This is a genomic window from Streptomyces olindensis (assembly GCF_040645895.1).
Classification (GTDB): Bacteria; Actinomycetota; Actinomycetes; order Streptomycetales; family Streptomycetaceae; genus Streptomyces; species Streptomyces olindensis.
The window spans coordinates 61,452-80,521 of record NZ_JBEYZD010000015.1; the positions used below are offsets into that span (position 1 = coordinate 61,452).

Annotated in this window: 19 protein-coding genes; 2 read left to right on the forward strand and 17 right to left on the reverse strand. The window is 73.8% G+C overall.

What is annotated here, in order from left to right; all coding sequences use genetic code 11:
- Positions 1–4: 4 nt before the first annotated feature.
- The 16 genes from ABZ948_RS12210 to ABZ948_RS12285 form a co-directional block, all read right to left on the reverse strand.
- The gene (locus ABZ948_RS12210; RefSeq protein ID WP_359758833.1) at positions 5–688 is read right to left on the reverse strand and encodes a response regulator; all 684 of its coding nucleotides are present in this window, start codon (positions 686–688) and stop codon (positions 5–7) included.
- Positions 685–2,073 carry a sensor histidine kinase gene (locus tag ABZ948_RS12215; RefSeq protein ID WP_359758834.1) on the reverse strand — a complete coding sequence of 463 codons (1,389 nt, stop codon included), beginning with the start codon at positions 2,071–2,073 and terminating at the stop codon, positions 685–687. The genes ABZ948_RS12210 and ABZ948_RS12215 overlap by 4 nt, the downstream gene beginning before the upstream one ends.
- The gene (locus tag ABZ948_RS12220; RefSeq protein ID WP_359758835.1) at positions 2,066–3,274 is read right to left on the reverse strand and encodes an acyltransferase family protein; all 1,209 of its coding nucleotides are present in this window, start codon (positions 3,272–3,274) and stop codon (positions 2,066–2,068) included. The genes ABZ948_RS12215 and ABZ948_RS12220 overlap by 8 nt, the downstream gene beginning before the upstream one ends.
- On the reverse strand, positions 3,267–4,247 hold the full coding sequence (locus ABZ948_RS12225; protein ID WP_359758836.1) for an alpha/beta hydrolase: 981 nt from the start codon (positions 4,245–4,247) through the stop codon (positions 3,267–3,269). Before ABZ948_RS12225 ends, ABZ948_RS12220 begins: the two co-directional genes overlap by 8 nt.
- A 187-nt stretch (positions 4,248–4,434) precedes the next feature.
- Complete coding sequence (locus ABZ948_RS12230; protein ID WP_359758837.1) at positions 4,435–5,301, reverse strand: alpha/beta hydrolase; 867 nt, start codon at positions 5,299–5,301, stop codon at positions 4,435–4,437.
- A 185-nt stretch (positions 5,302–5,486) separates the two neighbouring features.
- Entirely contained in the window at positions 5,487–6,680 is a 1,194-nt protein-coding gene (kynU, locus tag ABZ948_RS12235; protein ID WP_359758838.1) for a kynureninase, read from the reverse strand.
- Complete coding sequence (locus ABZ948_RS12240) at positions 6,673–7,503, reverse strand: tryptophan 2,3-dioxygenase family protein (protein ID WP_359758839.1); 831 nt, start codon at positions 7,501–7,503, stop codon at positions 6,673–6,675. Before ABZ948_RS12240 ends, kynU begins: the two co-directional genes overlap by 8 nt.
- Positions 7,504–7,658: 155 nt before the next feature.
- A complete protein-coding gene (locus ABZ948_RS12245; RefSeq protein WP_359758840.1) occupies positions 7,659–8,072 on the reverse strand; it encodes a DUF3151 domain-containing protein in 414 nt (137 codons plus the stop codon).
- Positions 8,073–8,292: 220 nt separating this feature from the next.
- A complete protein-coding gene (locus tag ABZ948_RS12250; RefSeq protein WP_359758841.1) occupies positions 8,293–9,759 on the reverse strand; it encodes an MFS transporter in 1,467 nt (488 codons plus the stop codon).
- 75 nt (positions 9,760–9,834) lie between these two features.
- Positions 9,835–10,857 carry a class II fructose-bisphosphate aldolase gene (gene fbaA / locus ABZ948_RS12255; protein ID WP_359758842.1) on the reverse strand — a complete coding sequence of 341 codons (1,023 nt, stop codon included), beginning with the start codon at positions 10,855–10,857 and terminating at the stop codon, positions 9,835–9,837.
- A gap of 146 nt (positions 10,858–11,003) precedes the next feature.
- Complete coding sequence (gene pyrE, locus ABZ948_RS12260) at positions 11,004–11,552, reverse strand: orotate phosphoribosyltransferase (RefSeq protein WP_359758843.1); 549 nt, start codon at positions 11,550–11,552, stop codon at positions 11,004–11,006.
- Between the two features lie 10 nt (positions 11,553–11,562).
- The gene (locus ABZ948_RS12265) at positions 11,563–12,351 is read right to left on the reverse strand and encodes an aldose epimerase family protein (protein ID WP_359758844.1); all 789 of its coding nucleotides are present in this window, start codon (positions 12,349–12,351) and stop codon (positions 11,563–11,565) included.
- A gap of 40 nt (positions 12,352–12,391) precedes the next feature.
- Positions 12,392–13,348: an SRPBCC domain-containing protein gene (locus ABZ948_RS12270; RefSeq protein WP_359758845.1), complete on the reverse strand. Its 957-nt coding sequence runs from the start codon at positions 13,346–13,348 to the stop codon at positions 12,392–12,394.
- A gap of 114 nt (positions 13,349–13,462) precedes the next feature.
- Complete coding sequence (locus ABZ948_RS12275) at positions 13,463–15,118, reverse strand: polyamine aminopropyltransferase (RefSeq protein ID WP_359758846.1); 1,656 nt, start codon at positions 15,116–15,118, stop codon at positions 13,463–13,465.
- Positions 15,119–15,264: 146 nt separating this feature from the next.
- Complete coding sequence (locus ABZ948_RS12280; protein ID WP_359758847.1) at positions 15,265–15,792, reverse strand: DUF2617 family protein; 528 nt, start codon at positions 15,790–15,792, stop codon at positions 15,265–15,267.
- Between the two features lie 595 nt (positions 15,793–16,387).
- Positions 16,388–16,642 (reverse strand): hypothetical protein, encoded by a 255-nt coding sequence (locus tag ABZ948_RS12285; RefSeq protein WP_359758848.1) that lies wholly within the window; start codon positions 16,640–16,642, stop codon positions 16,388–16,390.
- A 128-nt stretch (positions 16,643–16,770) separates the two neighbouring features.
- On the opposite strand from ABZ948_RS12285, the gene ABZ948_RS12290 reads away from it, so the two are divergent.
- Entirely contained in the window at positions 16,771–17,970 is a 1,200-nt protein-coding gene (locus tag ABZ948_RS12290) for a pyridoxal phosphate-dependent aminotransferase (protein WP_359758849.1), read from the forward strand.
- 73 nt (positions 17,971–18,043) lie between these two features.
- Here ABZ948_RS12290 and ABZ948_RS12295 read toward each other — a convergent pair whose 3' ends face one another.
- Complete coding sequence (locus ABZ948_RS12295; protein ID WP_037765125.1) at positions 18,044–18,571, reverse strand: YbjN domain-containing protein; 528 nt, start codon at positions 18,569–18,571, stop codon at positions 18,044–18,046.
- Positions 18,572–18,814: 243 nt separating this feature from the next.
- Between ABZ948_RS12295 and ABZ948_RS12300 the strand changes: the two genes are divergently transcribed.
- On the forward strand, positions 18,815–19,066 hold the full coding sequence (locus ABZ948_RS12300) for a hypothetical protein (protein WP_359758850.1): 252 nt from the start codon (positions 18,815–18,817) through the stop codon (positions 19,064–19,066).
- Positions 19,067–19,070 lie beyond the last annotated feature (4 nt).

Consider the following 19,070-nt stretch of genomic DNA (forward strand, 5'->3'; position numbering starts at 1 on the left):
GCCCTCAGTACCCCGACGGCCGCACCAGCCCCGACTCGTAGGCGAACACCGCCGCCTGCGTCCGGTCCCTGAGGCCCAGCTTCACCAGGATCCGGCCCACGTGCGTCTTCACCGTCTGCTCGGCCACCACCAGGTGCCGGGCGATCTCCGCGTTCGACAGGCCCTGCGCGATCAGGGAGAGCACCTCCGTCTCCCGCTCGGTCAGGTCTCCGATCCGCTCCTTGAGCGGGCTGCGGGGCCGGTTGTCCAGCCGGGAGAACTCGGCGATCAGCTTGCGCGTGATGCCCGGGGCGAGCAGCGCGTCCCCGGCCGCGATCACCCGTACCGCCTCGGCGAGCTGCTCGGAGGACGCGTCCTTCAGCAGGAACCCGGAGGCCCCGGCGCGCAGCGCGTCGTACACGTACTCGTCGAGGTCGAAGGTGGTGAGCACCAGCACCCTCATGTCCGGGTGCGCCGCCGTGATGTGCTCGGTGGCCTCGATGCCGCCGATCCCGGGCATGCGGATGTCCATCAGGACGACGTCCGGGTCGAGCTCGGCGGCCTTCGCGATACCGCCCTCACCGTCCTTCGCATCGCCGACGACGTCGATGTCGGGCTGGGTGCCGAGCAGCACGCCGAAGCCCTGCCGGACCATCGCCTGGTCGTCGACGATGAGAACCCGGATGGGTCGGCCGGAGCTGCTCGTCATGGGGTTCCTCCCCGGGGGTCGGTGGTGCGGTCGTCGGAACGGCCGGTGCCCGGGCCGTCGGCGGGTGGCGTGTCCGGGAGGAACGCGGTCACCTTGAAGCCGTCCCAGTGCCACGGGTGCGCCGTCATGGTGCCACCGAGCATCGCGACGCGCTCCCGCATCCCCAGCAGTCCGTGCCCCGCGCCCTTGGAGGGCGGGGCGGGACCGGTCGGCCGGGAGTTGACTATCTCCACCTCCAGCCCGTCCCGCCGGTAGGTGAGACGGACCCTGGCGCTCGCCCCGGGCGCGTGCCGCAGGACGTTGCTCAGCGCCTCCTGCACGATCCGGTACGCCGACAGCTCCACACCGGGCGGCAGCGGGCGCCGCTCGCCGTCGATCTCGATCGCGACCTCGCGGCCGGCGGCCCGGGTGTTCTCCACCAGCGCGTCGAGCCGGTCGAGGGTGGGCTGCGGGGCGTGCGGGGCGGTGTCGCCGCCCGGCCCGGCGGACGGCTCCCCCGGCTCGGGGTGCTCCGAGCGCAGCACGCCCAGCACCCGGCGCAGCTCGGTCAGCGCCTCCAGCGCGTTCTGCCGGATGCCGGCCAGGTTCTCCTTCAGCTCGTCGGGCGGGTCCTGGACGAGGTGCGGGGCGACCTGCGCCTGGATGGAGATGACCGACATGTGGTGGGCGACCACGTCGTGCAGCTCCCGGGCGATGCGGCTGCGCTCCTCCAGCAGGGTGCGCCGGGTGCGTTCCTCGGCGGTGAGCGTGGTCTGCTCGACGAGTTCCGCGCGGGCCTCGCGGCGGCCGCGCAGGGCGGTGCCGACGATCACGACGACGGTGAACAGGGAGATCGCGAGCACGCCGGTGGTGTCGTACCGCCAAGCACCCGGCAGCCCCTCCAGCACGTTGGTGAGGAGCGCGGTCACGGCCAGTGCCGCGATCGCCGCCCGGGTGGGCACCCGCAGCGCGAGCAGCAGCAGCACGAACAGCTCGGCGACGATGCCGGCCGCGGTCCAGGGCCAGGTGTAGGTGTCCGGGTCGAAGCCCAGCCGGCCGCGCACGGCCATGGCACCCACGACGAACGCGCCCAGGGACAGCCACCAGGCGGGGACCGGCCGCCACAGCCCCAGGACCATGGCGCCGCCCTGTCCGCAGGCGATCAGGAAGGCCAGAGTGGGGGGCAGGTGGCCGTTGTCGCTCATGTCGCCCGTGCCGCCGACCGTGACGCCGAACGCGGCCAGGCAGACCAGGCCGTGCGGCAGCCAGCGCAGCCAGGTGGAGGGCGGCAGCGGGTCCGGCCGGAGGGTCCACAGGTCCGCGCACAGCTTCCGCAGCCAGCCCGTTACGCGCGCCCGCAGCGCGCGCCCCACCCCCCTGTCCGTCACGCGGCCCAGCCTAGACATGCCGCGCCTTCGCCGCCGTACCACTGCCGGCGGGACGGTGCTCCCGCACCACCTTCGAGCCACGGCCCCGGCCGCCGCCCCGCTCGAAGGAGCGGAACGCGGCCCAGCAGACGGCGAGGGCCAGGGCGAACACGGGCAGCCACAGCAGCCGGGCCCCGACCCAGTCCAGACCGTCGGGCCGGGTGTGCAGGCCGGGGAGCCGGCCCGCGAGGAGGCCGGTGGCCGTGGTGGCCATCAGGGCCGTCTGGTGCCAGAGGAACACGGTCATCGCGGAGAGGTTCACGAGCGCCACCGCCGCCCAGGCGACGGGCCCGCGCATCGCCTGCCGCAGCCGTGCGCGCAGCAGCAGGGCGAGACCGCACTGGGCCAGCCCGAAGGTGACGACGGCCAGCGTCGGCGGGTCCAGGTTGGACAAGCCCTCACCCGGCACCCCGACCATCGACGCCGGATAGCCCGCCCACAGGACGAGCCCCGCGGTCGCCGCCGCCCCGCCGACGAGCAGCACCCAGCCCGCGCGGCGGCGCTCCAGCTCGCCCCGGGTCCAGGCCGCGCCGAGCGTGAACGGCACCATCCAGCCCGCCGCGACGTTCACCCAGCCCAGCCAGGAGGGGCCGCCGAGGCCGAAGCGCAGCAGGTCCACGTGGAGGACGACGGCCAGCGGCCAGAGCGGGTTGAGCCGGGCCAGCAGCGGGGTCGCCGCCGTCAGGGCCGCGAACACCACGAGGAACCACAGCGGGGACAGGGCCAGTTTCACCAGGGTCCGGACCGTCCCGAACTCGGCGCCCGACAGCAGCAGCGCCGAAGCGGCGACCGTCCACAGGCCGAGGACGGCCAGGACCGGCTTGAACAGCCGGGTCAGACGGCCCGTCAGCCAGCGGTGGTAGGGCACGCCCCGGGCGCGCGCCGAGGCGTACCCCCGGGTGGCGACGTGGCCGCCGACCAGGAAGAACACGGCGAGCGTCTGGAACAGCCAGGAGATCGGCGCCAGCCAGGGCATGTGCTGCAGCGGACTCGCCGTGCGCAGGGCGGGGCCGTCGGCGACCAGGGCCGTCACCAGCCAGTGCCCGAGGACGACGCCGAGGACCGCGAAGGCGCGCAGGGCGTCCACGGCCCGGTCGCGGTCGGCCGGGGTGGCCGCGCCGATCCGGGCGGCCTCCCGCCGCAGGGCGCGGGGGACGCCGCGCACCCCGATGTCAGTCATGGGTCACCGCCTCGGTCTCGCCCAGGACGATCCGCGTCAGGTTGACCAGGGACGTCGAACCGGGCCTGAAGTAGTCGCTGTGGCCGCCGTCGCCGGCCGCGAAGACCCGGGCGCCGAAGGCCCGGGAGACGGGGTCGGTGCCGAAACCGACCGTGGTGCCGAACAGGCCGGCGCTGACGTGCGGGACGTGCGCCACCCAGTCGTCGGCGCCCCGGGCCGCCCAGACGCGGGCGCGGGTGTGCAGGGCGGCGGCGGAGTCGGCGCCGGTGCCGGGGCTGCCGACGAGCGCGATGTCGTCGACGGCGAGTCCGGCGGCGGCGCGCCCGCAGACGACCGACCCGTAGGAGTGGCACAGCAGCGAGATGCGCGGTCCGGTGCCCGCCACGGCCCGCAGGTCGGCGACGAGCGCGCGCAGCCGCGGGGCGGCCCGCTCCGCTCTGCCGGTCGTCGTGACCGTCGCGCTGACCGTGCCCGGCGTCTCGTAGCCCAGCCAGGCCACGACCGCGGTGCGGGTGCCCGCCGGGGCCTGCCGGACGAGCCGCCCGTGCAGGGCGGAGGCGGCGGCGTGGAACCGGCCGTAGGTGTCGAGGCTCGTGTCGGAGCCGGGGACCAGGACGGCGATGCGGTCGGCCCGGGCGAGGTCGCCCAGGACCTCCGTCACCCGGCCGGAGCCGCGGCCGTCGAACCGGAGGAGGTGCCGGGCCGGGGCGGCCAGGGAACGGTCCGTCGCGGCCCGGTCCCGGTCGTGGTGGGCCGCGGCCATGCGGGCCGCCTCGGCGGCGTTGTCACGGTTGGCCGCGTACGCCCCGGCGAGCGTCGACGCGCTGAGGGGGGCGAGGGACGCGGGCGCCGGCGCGGGGATCTCCGGCCGGACCGCGGCGGAGAGCGGGAGCACCACCGCACCCGTGACGAGGGCGGCGAGCACGGCCCGGCGCCACCGCCCCGCGCGCCGGTGTCCCGATGCGAACCCCATGGTCGTCCCCCTCCACCGCACCCGGCCATCGGGTCTGCGTGGAAGGGAAGTTACGGAGCGGGCCCCGTCGTCCGCGTCCCGCCGCGGAGCTCACCTCGGGACTGGCTCTCAGGTACTACGGGTACGACCGGGGGCGCCCCCCCCGGGGGCCGTCGCGACCGCCCCGCGGTGCCGGCGGGACGGCGGCTCACCACGCCAGTTGGGCGATCTCCTCCGCCACCACCGCGCACGCGTCCGCCGCCGGGTCGATGAGCGGGAAGTGCCCCACGTCCTCCAGCAGCGTCACCCCCACCATCTCCCCGGCCTTCGCCGCCGCGTCCGCGTACGACTCGGCGACCGCCTGCGGTACGACGAGGTCCGCCCGCCCCTGGACGAGGGTGGTGGCGATGCCGGTGGGCAGCAGCAGCGCCGGGTCGGCGTACGGCTGCCGCTCGGCGAAGTGCTCGTCGCCGCCGAGGAGTTGGCGTACGGCACCGCCGCACACGTCCAGCTTGTCGGCGACGGCGAAGTCCGCGATCGGGGCGAGGGCGACGACACCGCGCAGGGCCGCCGGGCCGCCGGCGCGCCAGGGCGAGTCCGCCGGCAGGACGTGCCGGGCCGCGCCCCACAGCGCGAGGTGCCCGCCCGCCGAGTGGCCGGTGAGGACCGTCCGGCGCGGGTCGGCCTGCGGCAGCAGCTCCCGGACGAGCGCCGGGAGGGCGTCGAGTGCGGCGGCGACGTCGTCGAAGGTGTCGGGCCAGCGGCCCGCCACGGGGTCCTCGCCGCCCCCGCGCCGGTACTCGGCGCTGGCCACGGCGAACCCGCGGCGGGCGAGGAAGTCCGCGAACGGGCTGACGTGGCGCCGGTCGTACGGCGCCCGCCAGGCACCGCCGTGCAGCACGAGGACGACCGGGGCGGGGCCGCCCGGGCCGCCCTGCCCGCGCGGGGCGTAGAAGTCGATCACCTGGTCGGGGTGGTCGCCGTAGGCCGCGGTGGCGTCGGGGTCGACGGGCGCGTGGGAGAAGGCCGACTCCTCCTCGGCAGCGGCCCGTGCTGCTGCGACGTCGTCCGTCATGCTCCAACCTTCCAGCGATGAACCGTACGGGGCGTACCAGTTGAGAGTTCAGCCGATGGCCGGGACGGTATCAGGCGCGTGACATGCGGGGACACGGGGATGTCACGCTGGGTGAAGACCGGGCGGCGAGGCCAGGACGGCCCCGGACGGCCCCCGTGGCGGCAGGGGCCGTCCGGCCGGGAGCGTCAGGCCAGCGTCCGGGCCAGCACCCGGGCCGCCCGCTCCACGTCGGCGAACCCGACGTACAGCGGGGTGAACCCGAAGCGCAGCACGTCCGGCGCCCGGAAGTCGCCGACCACACCCTGCTCGATCAGCCGTTTCATCACGTCACCGGCATCGCCGCAGCGCAGCGCGATCTGACTGCCCCGCTCCTCGTGCGCCATCGGCGTCAGGCACTCGACCCGCCCCTCGGGCACGTACGCGGCGACGCACTCCAGGAAGAAGTCCGTCAGCGCGAGGGACTTGGCCCGCACGGCCGCCACCGACACCCCGTCCCACACCTCCAGGGCCGCCTCCAGGGCGAGCATGGAGAGGATGTCGGGCGTACCGACCCGGCCGCGCGGGGCGCCGGAGGCCGGCTCGTAGTCGGCCCGCATCCCGAACGGCTCGGCGTGGGAGTTCCAGCCGGGAAGCGGCGAGTCGAACCGGTCCTGCAGCTCCCGCCGCACGTACAGGTACGCCGGTGAACCGGGCCCGCCGTTGAGGAACTTGTAGGTGCAGCCGACCGCCAGGTCCACCCCGTGCTCGTCCAGCCCGACCGGCAGCGCGCCCGCGCTGTGGCACAGGTCCCACACGACGTACGCCCCGGCCTCGTGCACGGCGGTCGTCAGCGCCGGCAGGCCGTGCAGCCGGCCGGTGCGGTAGTCGACGTGGTTGAGGAGGACGGCCGCGGTGCGGTCGCCCAGCACGGCCGGGACGTCCGCCGGGGCCACGGGCCGCAGCGTGCAGCCGGTCAGCCGCGCCGCGGACTGGGCGATGTACCCGTCGGTCGGAAAGGTCGTCGCGTCCACGACGATCTCGTCCCGCACGGGGCCGGCCGGCCGCGCCAGCCGCACCGCGCCCACCAGGGCCTTGAACACGTTGACGCTGGTCGAGTCGCCCACCACGACCTGCCCGGGCGCCGCCCCGATGAGCGGGGCGATCCGGTCGCCGATCCGCTCAGGCGCCGTCCACCAGCCGCTCTCCTCCCAGGACCGGATGCGCAGCTCGCCCCACTGGCGGCGTACGACGTCCTCGACGCGCCCGGGCACGACGGCCGGCAGGGCACCGAGCGAGTTGCCGTCGAGGTAGACCACGTCGTCGAGGACGAACTCGGCACGCTTGCCGGCCAGTTCGTCGACGGCGTCCAGCTTCTGTGCGCGTTCCGCCGGCTCAGACATAGGACCGCGCCGTCCACAGCTCGGGGAACACGTTCTTCTGCGCGCGCTTCTCCAGCCAGGCCACCCCCGCGGAACCGCCGGTGCCCGTCTTGGAGCCCATCGCGCGGCGCGTGGCGACGAGGTGGTCGTTGCGCCAGCGCCACACCAGCTCGGCGACATCGCTCAGCGCCTCGCCCAGCCGGGCGACCTCGTCGCTCTCGTCACCCGAGTAGACGGCCGTCCAGGCCGCCTCCACCTCCGGCGACGGCTCGTAGCGCTTGGAGACGTCGCGCCGCAGCACGGCCTCCGGGATGTCGTACCCGCGCCGCGCGAGCAGCCGCACGACCTCGTCGTACAGGCTCGGCTCGTGCAGCGCCTTCTCCAGCTCGGCGTGCACGCGCGGCGCGCCCCGGTGCGGGACGAGCATGGACGCGGACTTCTCACCGAGCAGGAACTCCAGGCGCCGGTACATCGCCGACTGGAAGCCGGAGCCCTCGCCGAGGGCGCTGCGGTACGAGTTGAACTGGGCCGGGGTGAGCTGGGCCAGCGGCCTCCAGGAGGCGTTCAGCGCCTCCAGCTCGCGCACGGACCTCTTCAGCGCGGCGGTGGCGGTGGGTACGTCGTCGCCCCTGAGCGCGCGGGCCGCCGTCTCCCACTCGTGGACGATGACGGTGAACCACAGCTCCATCACCTGGGTCGTCACCAGGAAGACCATCTCTCCGGGATCGTCGGAGAGGGTGTGCTGGAGGTGGGTGAGCACGTCCGCCTTGACGTAGTCCTCGTACGGCGTCGTGCCCTGGAAGTCGAGATGCGGGGTCTCGGGCTCGTGAGCCTCGTGGGACATCGCTGTCTCCTGCAGATAACTCCGGGTAGCGGTCCGCCCCTGCCGATGCCGGCACGGGGGCCCCGGTCCCCACCGGCATACTCCGCAATCGTCCCCCGAAACCGCAAGGCCCGCCCGCTCGGGACGGGCGAGCCTCACACCGCACGGGCCGTCTGTCAGCCCAGGACCTGCGCCGCCGTCGGCGAGGAGTCCTTCAGGAACTGGGAGCAGCGCTCGTACTCCTCCTGCTCGCCGATCGCCTGCGCGGCGCGGGCGAGGGCGTGCAGGGCACGCAGGAAGCCGCGGTTCGGCTCGTGCTCCCACGGCACCGGGCCGTGGCCCTTCCAGCCGTTGCGGCGCAGCGCGTCCAGGCCGCGGTGGTAGCCCGTCCGGGCGTACGCGTACGACTCCACGGCCGCACCCCGCTCGAACGCCTCGTCGGCGAGCTGCGCCCAGGCGAGGGAGGAGGTGGGGTGAGCGCCGGCGACGTCGACGGGCGACGCACCCGACGCGAGCATTTCCCGGGGCCCGGGGTCGTCGGGCAGATGGGTCGGGGGCGGACCCCCGAGAAGGTTCTCGTGAATGGACATGCCCCAAGTCTGCGCCATGCCGCTTAGCTGCGGGCAATCGTGCCGCCCCAGCTGCGGGCAGTCGTGCGGCCCCAGCTGCGGGCAGTCGTGCGGCCCCAGCTGCGGGCAATCGTGCCGCTGGGGCGGCACGGGTGGGCGCAGCGGCACCCCGCTCCGCCGGGTTGCGCACCCACCCGGCCTCAGCACCCACGCCGAGCACCCAGCAACGCCGAGCCGGCACCTACCCCAACCGCTTCCGCACCGGCTCCCCCTCCAACGGCGGCGCCGAAACACCCCCATGCCGCAGACACTCCGGCCGCCTGCACCCCGCCGGAGGCCTCCGCACCACCGCAGCCGCAACCACCGCCCCCACCACCAACGCCCCCGCACACCACCCCATCGCCTTCCCGAACGCCGTATCGAAAGCAACCGGCTCCCGGTACGCCTCCTCCCCCATCCCCGCCAGCAACGGCAACGCCGCCACCGCCACCAACCCCGCCGCCCGTGCCGCCGCGTTGTTGATCCCACTGGCCAGCCCGGCCCGCGCCACGTCCACGGACCCCAGCACGGTCGCCGTCAGCGGCGCCACCAGCGTCACCATCCCCAGCCCGAGCACCACCAGCGCCGGCAGGACATCGGCCACGTACGACGCCCCCGGCCCGACCCGCAGCATCAGCAGCATCCCCGCCGCGCACAGCAGCGGCCCCACCGTCAGCGGCACCCGCGGCCCGATCCGGTCGGCCAGTTCCCCCGACCGCGCGGACAGCAGCAGCATCAGCACGGTCGTGGGCAGCAGCGCCGTACCGGCCGCGAGGGCCGAGTAGCCCACGACCACCTGCAACTGCAGCGCGGCGAGGAAGAAGAACCCGCCGAGGGCGGCGTACACGCACAGCGTGACGAGGTTGACGGCCGTGAACTGCCGGGACGCGAAGATGTCCGGCGGCATCATCGGCTCGGCCCGCCGCCGCTCGACGACCACGAACGCGACGGCCGCGGCCACCCCGGCCAGAGCCGAGACCGCCGCCACGGCACCGCCCTGACCGGCCTCGATCAGCGCGTACGTCACCAGCGCGAGCGCCACCGCGCCCAGCACCGCCCCGAGCACGTCGAACCGCCCGTGGGCCCGCTGGTCGCCCGACTCAGGGACGTGCCGCAGCGCGACCGGCACGCAGAGCAGCGCCAGCGGCACGTTCAGCAGGAACACCCACCGCCAGCCCGGCCCGTCCACCAGCCAGCCCCCGACGAACGGCCCGACCGCCGCCCCGATCCCGCCGAAGCCGGACCACAGGCCCACGGCCCGCCCCCGGTCGTCGGGATGGAAGGAGGCCTGGATCAGCGCCAGCGACCCGGGCGTCAGAAGCGCACCGCCCACCCCTTGCAGGGCGCGGGCGGCGATGAGCACCTCCGCGGTCGGCGCGACCCCGCACAGCAGGGACGCCACCGCGAACCACACCACCCCGACGACGAAGACCTTCCGCCGCCCGAACCGGTCCCCGAGCGCCCCGCCCAGCAGGATCAGCCCGGCCAGCGTGACCATGTACGCGTTGACGGTCCACTGCAGGGCGGCCAGGTCCGCGTCCAGGTCACGGCCGATGCGCGGCAGGGCGACGTTGACGACGGTCGAGTCCAGCAGCGCCATGCTGGAGCCGAGGACGGTGGTGAGCAGGATCCACTTGCCCTGCGGTGAGGCCAGCCGGACATCGGGCATGCAGGGAGCATAGGAGCATACGGAAGAACCCGGCACCCCAGGAGGTGCCGGGCTCGACGCGAGCGGAACCGGGTACTACTTGATCTTCGTGCCGGTCGAGCGCAGGTTGCCGCAGGCCTCGACGACGCGGGCGGCCATGGAGGCCTCGGCCAGCTTGCCCCAGGTGCGCGGGTCGTAGGTCTTCTTGTTGCCGACCTCGCCGTCGACCTTCAGGACGCCGTCGTAGTTGCGGAACATGTGGTCCGCGACCGGGCGCGTGAAGGCGTACTGGGTGTCCGTGTCGATGTTCATCTTCACGACGCCGTTCTCCAGCGCCGTGCGGATCTCCTCCTCCGTGGAGCCGGAGCCGCCGTGGAAGACGAAGTCGAACGGGGAGGCCTTGCCGAACTTGGCGGCGACGCCCTCGTTCAGCTCCTTCAGCAGCTCGGGGCGGAGCACGACGTTGCCCGGCTTGTACACGCCGTGCACGTTGCCGAACGACGCGGCGAGCAGGTAGCGGCCCTTCTCGCCCAGGCCGAGGGCCTCGGCGGTGCGGATCGCGTCGTCGACCGTGGTGTACAGGGAGTCGTTGATCTCGTGGGAGACGCCGTCCTCCTCGCCACCGGTCGGGGTGATCTCCACCTCGAGGATGATCTTCGCGGCGCGGGCCTGCTCCAGCAGCTCCTGGGCGATGGAGAGGTTGTCGGCGAGGGTCTCGGCCGAGCCGTCCCACATGTGCGACTGGAAGAGGGGGGCCAGACCGGCGTCGACGCGCTTCTTGGACAGGGCCAGCAGCGGACGTACGTACCCGTCGAGCTTGTCCTTCGGGCAGTGGTCGGTGTGCAGCGCGATGTTCACCGGGTACTTCTCGGCGACGATGTGCGCGAACTCGGCCAGGGCGACGGCGCCGGTGACCATGTCCTTGCTGTACTGACCGCCCAGGAACTCGGCGCCACCCGTGGAGATCTGGACGATGCCGTCGCTCTCCGCCTCAGCGAAACCGCGCAGGGCCGCGTGCAGGGTCTGGGTGGAGGTCACGTTGATGGCCGGGTAGGCGAACTTTCCTGCCTTCGCCCGGTCCAGCATCTCGTTGTAGACCTCGGGAGTTGCGATGGGCATGCGTCCGCTCCTTGTATCTGCGGGTTGACGTACTGCTTTGTCTACGGCCCTGACCTAGACCTTGGGGTGCGACGTCATCGTCGGCCCCATCTTTCCAGACTTGGCCGGAAGGTCCAGGCCACGTCCACGCCCTGGTCGGCCCCCGGTCAGTCGAGGTCCAGCTCGTCCTTGGAGAAGGCGAAGAGGTACGGCACCCCGGCCCCCTCCTGGATCTTCTCGGCGGCGCCGGTCGCCCGGTCGACGATGGTCGCGACGGCGACGACCTCGGCCCCGGCCTCGCGCACGGCCTCGACGGCGGTGAGCGGGGAGCCGCCGGTGGTGGAGGTGTCCTCGACGACGAGCACGCGGCGGCCGGCGATGTCCGGGCCCTCGACGCGCCGCTGCAGCCCGTGCGCCTTCGCGGCCTTGCGTACGACGAACGCGTCCAGGCGCTTCCCGCGGGCGGCGGCCGCGTGCAGCATGGCCGCGGCGACCGGGTCGGCGCCCATGGTGAGGCCGCCGACGGCGTCGAAGTCCAGGTCGGCGGTCAGATCCAGCAGCACCTGCCCGACGAGCGGGGCGGCCTCCCCGTCGAGGGTGACGCGGCGGAGGTCGACGTAGTAGTCGGCCTCCAGACCCGACGACAGGGTCACCTTGCCGTGCACCACGGCCTTGTCCTTGATCTGCTGCAGCAGCGCGCCGCGTGTGTCCGTCATGCCGCCCAGCTTAGAGGCGGCGCCAGCTCCAGGTGGTGGTGGCCTCCAGCGGCTCCAGGGGCGTGACCAGGCGCGGCAGGGTGTTGAGCCCGTTGGGCGGGCCGGTCTGCGGCTCCACGCACACGGCCTCCCGCTGCTCGTCGTAGACGACCACCCACTCCTCGCGGCTGGTCACCTTCAGCTCCAGCTGCCCGGGCCAGGTGAGGGTCACGTCGACGCCGCCGGGCATGCCGAAGCAGTCGTCCCAGGGGCCGGGCTTCGGGTCGAGGCGGTTGCCGGTGGGCAGGTGGTCGTCGCCGCGCTCCTCCTGCCAGGCGGGGTCGAAGCCGAGGGTCACGTCCTCGCCGCCGAGGTTGCGGTTGAACCAGGGGTGCCAGCCGATCTGCGCCGGGAAGGACGACTCGTACGTCTCCACGGACATGGTCAGCGTCAGGCTGTCCTCGGTGAGGGCGACGACCTGGGTGACGAGGCCCGGGTGGGGCCAGGGGTCGACCAGCTCGTAGGTGAGGACGGCCTCGTCCGGGTTCGTGCGGGCGGTGCGCCAGGCGTGGTCGCGGACGGTGCCGTGGATGGCGTGCGGCGGGGCGTTGAGGGGCATCTGCCGGACGACGCCGCCGTCCAGGAACCGCCCGTCCCGGATCCGCCCGCACCACGGCACCATCGGGAAGCAGCCGAACCGCTCGCCCTGCCGCAGCAGTTCGACGCCGCCGATCCGCAGTCCTCCGACCCGGCCGCCGTTGCCCGGTTGCACGGTCGCCTCCGCGTCGCCCGCGGTCAGCGTGATGTCTTCGTCACTCACGGGACGACCCTACTGGGGTGATCAAGAGGGCGCGGCCCCTTCAGCGGCGTCTGCGCAGGGCCCGCACCGCCACGATGGCCGACGCCAGGGCCAGGGCCGCGGCGGGGGCGGCCCAGCGCAGCGGGGCGGGGGCGGACACGGTCTGGGGTGCGGGGACGGGGGCGTAGCGACCGCGCGGCGGGGCATGGTCCACCTCCTCGGCGCTGCGCCCGATCATCGTCCGCCGCGCGTGTGCCGCCTCGGCGACGCCCTCGTCGTCCTCGTCGTCCTCCTCCGGGTGTTCGAGGGAGGGGGGCGGGACCTCGGCGCCGAAGACGGAGGCGGGTTCGCCGGCGGAACCCGGGGGTTCCTCGGTGAGCCCCGGGTCCGGGCCGTCGTCGCCGCGGGCAGCGGGCTCGTCGTGGGGCGCGGGTCCTGACGCCTCCGCGGAGCCGCCCTCTGTTGCAGGGCCGCTCTCCGGCCGTGCGGGAGGCGGGGGCGGGGACGGGGGCGCGTCGTCGGCGTCCGGGGTGGTCTCGTAGTCCGTCGTGGCCCGGGGTTCGAAGTCCTGGGTGGCGAGGGGCGCGGTCGGGTCCGGGGCGGCCGCGGCCAGGTGCTCCGCGAAACGGTTCAGCAGCCGGGTGACGGCTCCCTCCACCGCGTCCGCCGGGAGGTCGGTGATCCGTCCCTTCGCCGCGGCCGTGCCGTCGAACACCACGGTGCAGCCGTCGTCCTCCTCCCGCAGGGAGATCCGCAGCGCGAGCGTGACCGAGCCGCTGCCGCGCGACTCCTCGGCCTCGCCCTCGGCGGCGTACGCCCCGTCGGCCCGCCGGGACAGCCGTACCGCTCCCCGGTAGGTGACGGAGTGGCTGCCGACCCGGACCTTCAGCCGCCCGGCCACGGGCTCGGCACCGGCGTCCTGCTGGAGCCCGGGAACCGCCCGGGCGACCCGCGCGGGGTCGTCCAGCACCTCCCTGAGCCGCTCGGCCGGAACCGGAACGAACACCTCGTGCTCCATGTCGACGGACTCTACCCAGCACAGCCGGAAACGCACCCCCGCCTGAGGGATTCACCCCCGATCCGCCCCCACCAGGCGTATCCTCCCGGCCCGCTCCCGCTCGCTGCCGCCGGCTCAGTACCGGGGGTGGACGAGCGTCGACGCCGGGAGCCCCGCGATCCGCGTCTCCCGTGCCGCCCGCGCGCCCGCCGCGAGGGACGCGTCCGTGAGGAGGCGGGGGCGCGGGCCGTCCGGGTCGAGGCGCGGCCGCGGCTCGGTGCGGGCGGCGAGGACGAAACCCCAGTCCCGGGGCGCGTGGGAGCGGTCGGCGGGCGTGCGGTCGGGCCCGACGGCGAAGCCGGCGTGCCGCCCGCCGGTGGCGTACGGGGCGGTGCGGAAGCCGGCCGCGCGGACCGTCGCCTCCACCGTCCAGTACACGCGGGGGCTGGACGCGACCGGCCCGGCGTGCACCACGAGCCGGCCGCCGGGGGCCAGCACGCGCCGCGCGAGGCCGTAGAACTCCTGCGAGTACAGCTTCGTGCTCGCCGTGATGCCCGGGTCCGGCAGATCCGAGACGACCACGTCGTACGCCGCCGGGGGCGCTGAGCGCAGCCAGCCGAAGGCGTCCCCGGTCGTCACGTGCGCGCGGGGGTCGCCGAACGCGTGCTCGTTCAGCGCGGACAGGGACGGGTCGGTGCGGGCCAGCCGGACCACCTCCGCGTCGAGTTCGACGACGTCGACCCGGTCCACTCCGGGGTGGCGCAGCACCTCGCGGGCCGCGAGGCCGTCACCGCCGCCGAGGATGAGCACACGGGTGTGCGGCCCGTTCATCGCGGGGTGGACGAGGGCCTCGTGGTAGCGCAGTTCGTCGCGCCCGCTGACCCGCAGCCGGCCGTCGAGGAACAGGTCGAGGGGCCGGCCGGGTGTGCCGCCGGTGAGGACCAGTTCCTGCACGCCGGACTGGAGCGCCACCCGTACGTCCTCCCCGTACACCGCGTGCCGGGCGGCCCGCTCGAAGTCGTCGACGAGGACGGCGGCCGAGGCGAGGACCGCGAGCACGAGGGCGTTGGCGAGCAGCAGCAGCCAGCGGGCGCGCCGGGTGAGGTCGCGGCGGAACAGGCCGAGCACCAGCGCGCCGCCGACGACCGCGTTGACGGCGCCGGTGAGCAGCGCACCGGTCAGCTGGCCGAAGAACGGCAGCAGCAAAAAGGGGAAGGCGAGGCCGCCGACGAGGGCGCCGACGTAGTCCGCGGCGAACAGGTCGGCCACCGCGCCGCCCGCGTCCTCGCGGCGGATGCGCTGGATCAGCTCCATCAGCAGCGGGATCTCGGCGCCGATGAGCAGCCCGGTCGCGAGGGAGAACGCGACGAGCAGGCAGCGCGGTCCGCTGGCCCACATCCCGCCCCAGTCGCCGGTCCAGGCGAAGACGGCGTACAGGGCCATCGCGCTGCATCCGCCGACGAGGGCGAGGGTGGCCTCGACGGCGCCGAAGCCGGCCGCGGCGAGCCCGCGCAGCCGCTTCGCGGCGAGGGAGCCGATGCCCATGGCGAAGACCATGACGGAGAGCACGACGGACGCCTGGGTGACCGAGTCGCCCATCAAGTACGAGGCGAGCGCGACGAGTTCCAGTTCGTACACGAGTCCGCAGGCCGCGCAGACGAACACGCCGGCGAGGACCAGGAACCGTCCCGTGCCCGGCCGGACGGGCAGCCGCGCCGGGCCGCCGGGGCCGTCCGGGGCGCTCCAGGGCGGCGGGGAACCGGGCGGGGCGGGCACGTGCGGCTCGATCACTCTGCGACGTTACGTCACGCCTCCGCTGCGGTCCGTCACCCACACGTGTGGTGCTGGTTTACAGAGGACGGACATCGGTACGAGAAGGGGTTCAACACCAGGGCTCCGCCCGGGCCGTCCGGCCGGACTCCGCCCGGACGTCCCGCTCAGGGCGCGGTGACCGCCGCCGGCATCCGGACTCCCACTCTGGTCCGGGTCGCCACCAACTGGCCGTCCTGCGGGTACGCGTGCCAGGTCCGCCAGTGCACCTGCCCCTCGTGGTGCTGGGCCAGCAGCGCGGTGAAGGCGTGCGGGCTGCCGGGGAAGACACCGGCGAGGCCGTGCGGGTGGTCGGAGACAAGGGCGAGCAACTCCTGGGCGCGGCCCGCGAAGGAACCGGGCGAGAGGACCTCGACCCGGGCCGCGAACTCGTACTCCCAGTCGCCCACCCGCTTGGCGACGCCGAGCGGAAGCGGAGTGCTGCTGCCCGGGATGCACGCCACCGTCTCCGAGCAGACGCCCCGCTCCTCCTCCAGCAGCACCTGGTGGGACGCGCCGAGGAGTCGCAACTGCAGTTTGCTGCCCGTCAGTTCGAGGTCGAGGGTGGCCAGGGCGGGGAGCGGCTCGCGCCCCAGGGCCCAGGCGAGATCGGCCGCGCGCGTGTCGCTGTAGGAGGTGTTCAGGGTTGTGAGCATGGATCGGCTCCGCAAGCACACAAGGAGAGGGAGATGGGTCCGCTGCGCCCCGGTCGCACCGGGGGATTGTCGGCCCGGGTCAGACCGGTCGGCCGGTTTCAGGAAGGTGTCCGCGGGACGTCCGAGAGGCTGCGTTGGTGAGGAGAGGGAATCATGAACAGTGGCGCCGCCACAGCGTTTTTACCCAAGTTCGTAGGGTTTCCATCCCTCAGAGGGCTCCACTGCTCAACTGTTCAACCACGGCGTGCGCCGGTACCGGGGAGGCGTGCGCCGGTGCGCCGTGGCGCGCTCCCGAAGCCCGGACGGACGGGCGCCCGGCATTCCCCCTGACCACCGAAGTGGCCCTGTGACGGCCGCAGTTGCCGCAGTCACCCCCGGACGCACCACCCACTGGGCGCAGTTGTCCTACAGGCATGAGAAGTTGCCCGAATCCACGTAAAGCCATCGGACGGAAGTTCGACACATCCACCGGTCGAGAACTCCGCCCCGGCACGGGAACGCGGGACCCGCCCCAGGTGCGGACCCCGCGCTCGCGCTCACACTCGCGCTCGGTGGATGCGGCTTCCCCCGTCATGAGGGCCGGCCGGTGTGCCGGTCAGCTGCCTCCGCCGCCGCATCCGCCACCGCCGCCTCCACCGCAGGACGAGCCGCCGCCGCAGGAGTGCCCACCGGACGAGCCGGAGTCTCCCCCGCCGGCCCACCAGCTGCCGCCGCTGTCGTGACGGCCGGAACCGGTGGACGCCCACGCCCCGCGACGCGTCGTCCGCCCGGATCCGCCCCTGCGGGCCTTGGACACGAGCGCCCCGATCAGGATGACTCCGATCACCGCCAGGATGATGCCGACAACCATGGCGCCACCCTCCTTCCGTTTCCCCCGAAGCGGCCCCCCGTGGGCGCCTCGCACTTGCGTGAACCGGTGATGCCCGGCCCTCGGACGCGCCAAAGCAGAGTTGAGGAACTCCAGAGCTTCGGCGCAGGATGGCCGGCATGACCTCCAGCGCGCGCCCCCTCCTCAACCGCCGCCTCGCCGAGTTCGGGACGACGATCTTCGCCGAGATGTCGGCCCTGGCGCTGAGCACCGGCGCCATCAACCTCGGGCAGGGCTTCCCCGACACCGACGGCCCCGAGGAGGTCAGGGAGGCGGCCGTGCGGGCGCTGCGGGACGGCCGCGGCAACCAGTACCCGCCGGGCCCCGGCATCCCCGAGCTGCGCACCGCGGTCGCCGCCCACCAGCAGCGGCGCTACGGCCTGTCCTTCGACCCCGACCGGGAGGTCCTGGTCACGGCCGGGGCGACGGAGGCGATCGCCGCCGCGCTGCTGGCCCTGCTGGAGCCCGGCGACGAGGTGATCGCCTTCGAGCCGTACTACGACTCGTACGCGGCGTGCATCGCGATGGCGGGCGGACGCCGGGTGCCGGTGACCCTGCGCGCGGACGAGGGCGCGGGCCGCTTCCGCCTCGACCTCGACGAGCTGCGCGACGCCGTCACCGACCGCACCCGCCTGCTGCTGATCAACACCCCGCACAACCCGACCGGCACGGTCCTCACCCGGGCGGAGCTGGCCGCGATCGCCGAGCTGGCCGTGGAGCGGGACCTGCTCGTGGTGACGGACGAGGTGTACGAGCACCTGGTCTTCGACGACGCCGAGCACATCCCGCTGGCGACGTTCCCGGGGATGCGCGAGCGCACGGTGACGATCGGCTCGGCCGGCAAGACGTACTCGTTCACCGGCTGGAAGGTCGGCTGGGTGACGGCGGCCCCGGAGCTGGTCACGGCGGTCCGCTCGGCGAAGCAGTACCTGACGTACGTCTCGGCGGGCCCGTTCCAGTACGCCGTCGCGGAGGCGCTGGCCCTGCCCGAGTCGTACTTCACCGCGTTCCGCGACGACATGCGGGCCAAGCGGGACCTGCTGTCGGCGGGCCTGGAGGAGGCCGGCTTCCGGGTCTTCCGCCCCTCGGGCACGTACTTCGTCACCACCGACATCCGCCCCCTCGGCGAAACGGACGGCTTCGCCTTCTGCCGCGCCCTGCCGGAACGCGCCGGCGTCGTCGCCATCCCGAACGCGGTCTTCTACGACCACCGCGAGGAGGGCGCACCGTTCGTACGGTTCGCGTTCTGCAAGCGGACGGGGGTGCTGGAGGAGGCGGTGCGGCGGCTCAAGGGGGCCGGCACGCCCTGAAAAGGCAAACGGCGCGTACAGCACGCACCCGTTCGTGCGCGCCGACGCGCCGTGAGAGGCCCGGTCGGGGGCTCTACTCGTCGTCCTCGGGCTTCTCCGCCTCGTTGATCTCCTGCTCCAGGCCGAGCTGCTCGACGAGCCACTTGTCGAACTCGATCGCGGCGCGCACCCAGCTGACCGTCGAGGAGACGAAGTGCTCCAGGCTCACGCCCATGCCGATCAGCATCTGGGCCTCGCCGATCAGGCGGACCGTGCCGTCGTCGTGGGTGTGGCTGTAGACCTTGGGCCACAGGGTGCGGCGGTTCCAGTCGTCGATGGACTCCAGGATCTGCGGCTTGGCCTCGATCTCGTGGGGCCGGTCGTAGAACGTCCGCACGGAGAAGACCTGCTGGTCTCCCTCTCCACGGAACATGAAGTAGGTGCGGAACTGCTCCCACGGCGCCGCGAGGTCTCCCTCGTCGTCGACGACGTACTTGAGCTCCATCTGGTCGAGGAGCTGCTTCACGAGGTCCTGATCCGGGACGACGGGGCCCGCCGGTCCTTGCGGCTGCGGCTCGGGCTGGCCCCCGAAGTTCGGAATCGAGGACGGGTCGATGGTCACCGTGAATTTCCCTTCGTACGGATTCCGCCATCCTCCCCCATGCGGGGAGGGGGGTGGCAAGCCCCGACAGGCCCTGTCAGCCCACGGCTGACACGATCCGGTCAACCGCAACCTCCGGGTGCCGGAACCCGTCTCCCCCGAGGGTGGACGAAGGTGTGCTCCTCCTCGGGTTCCTCGTCATCGGCCTTTTCATGTTCATGTGGGGCCGAGCGCCCCGGGGCCGCCGAGGCCGGCCACTGCACCGTGCAGCGGGGCATCGACACCGCGTACACGGCGGTGCTGCGGATGCCGCGGGCGGACGTGCGCGACTGGCTCCGCACGACGTATCCGGACGCCCCCGAGGTCCGTACGGGTGGGACCTGCGCGGCGCTCTGTCTGGATGTGACCCACGAGGACGGCCTGCCCGGCGCGGCGGAGGCGCACGTGGTGCAGGTGAGGGTGGAGTACGTGAACGCCGAGACGGCGCGCGTGCGCTTCTCGGCGTTCACCATGTGACCCC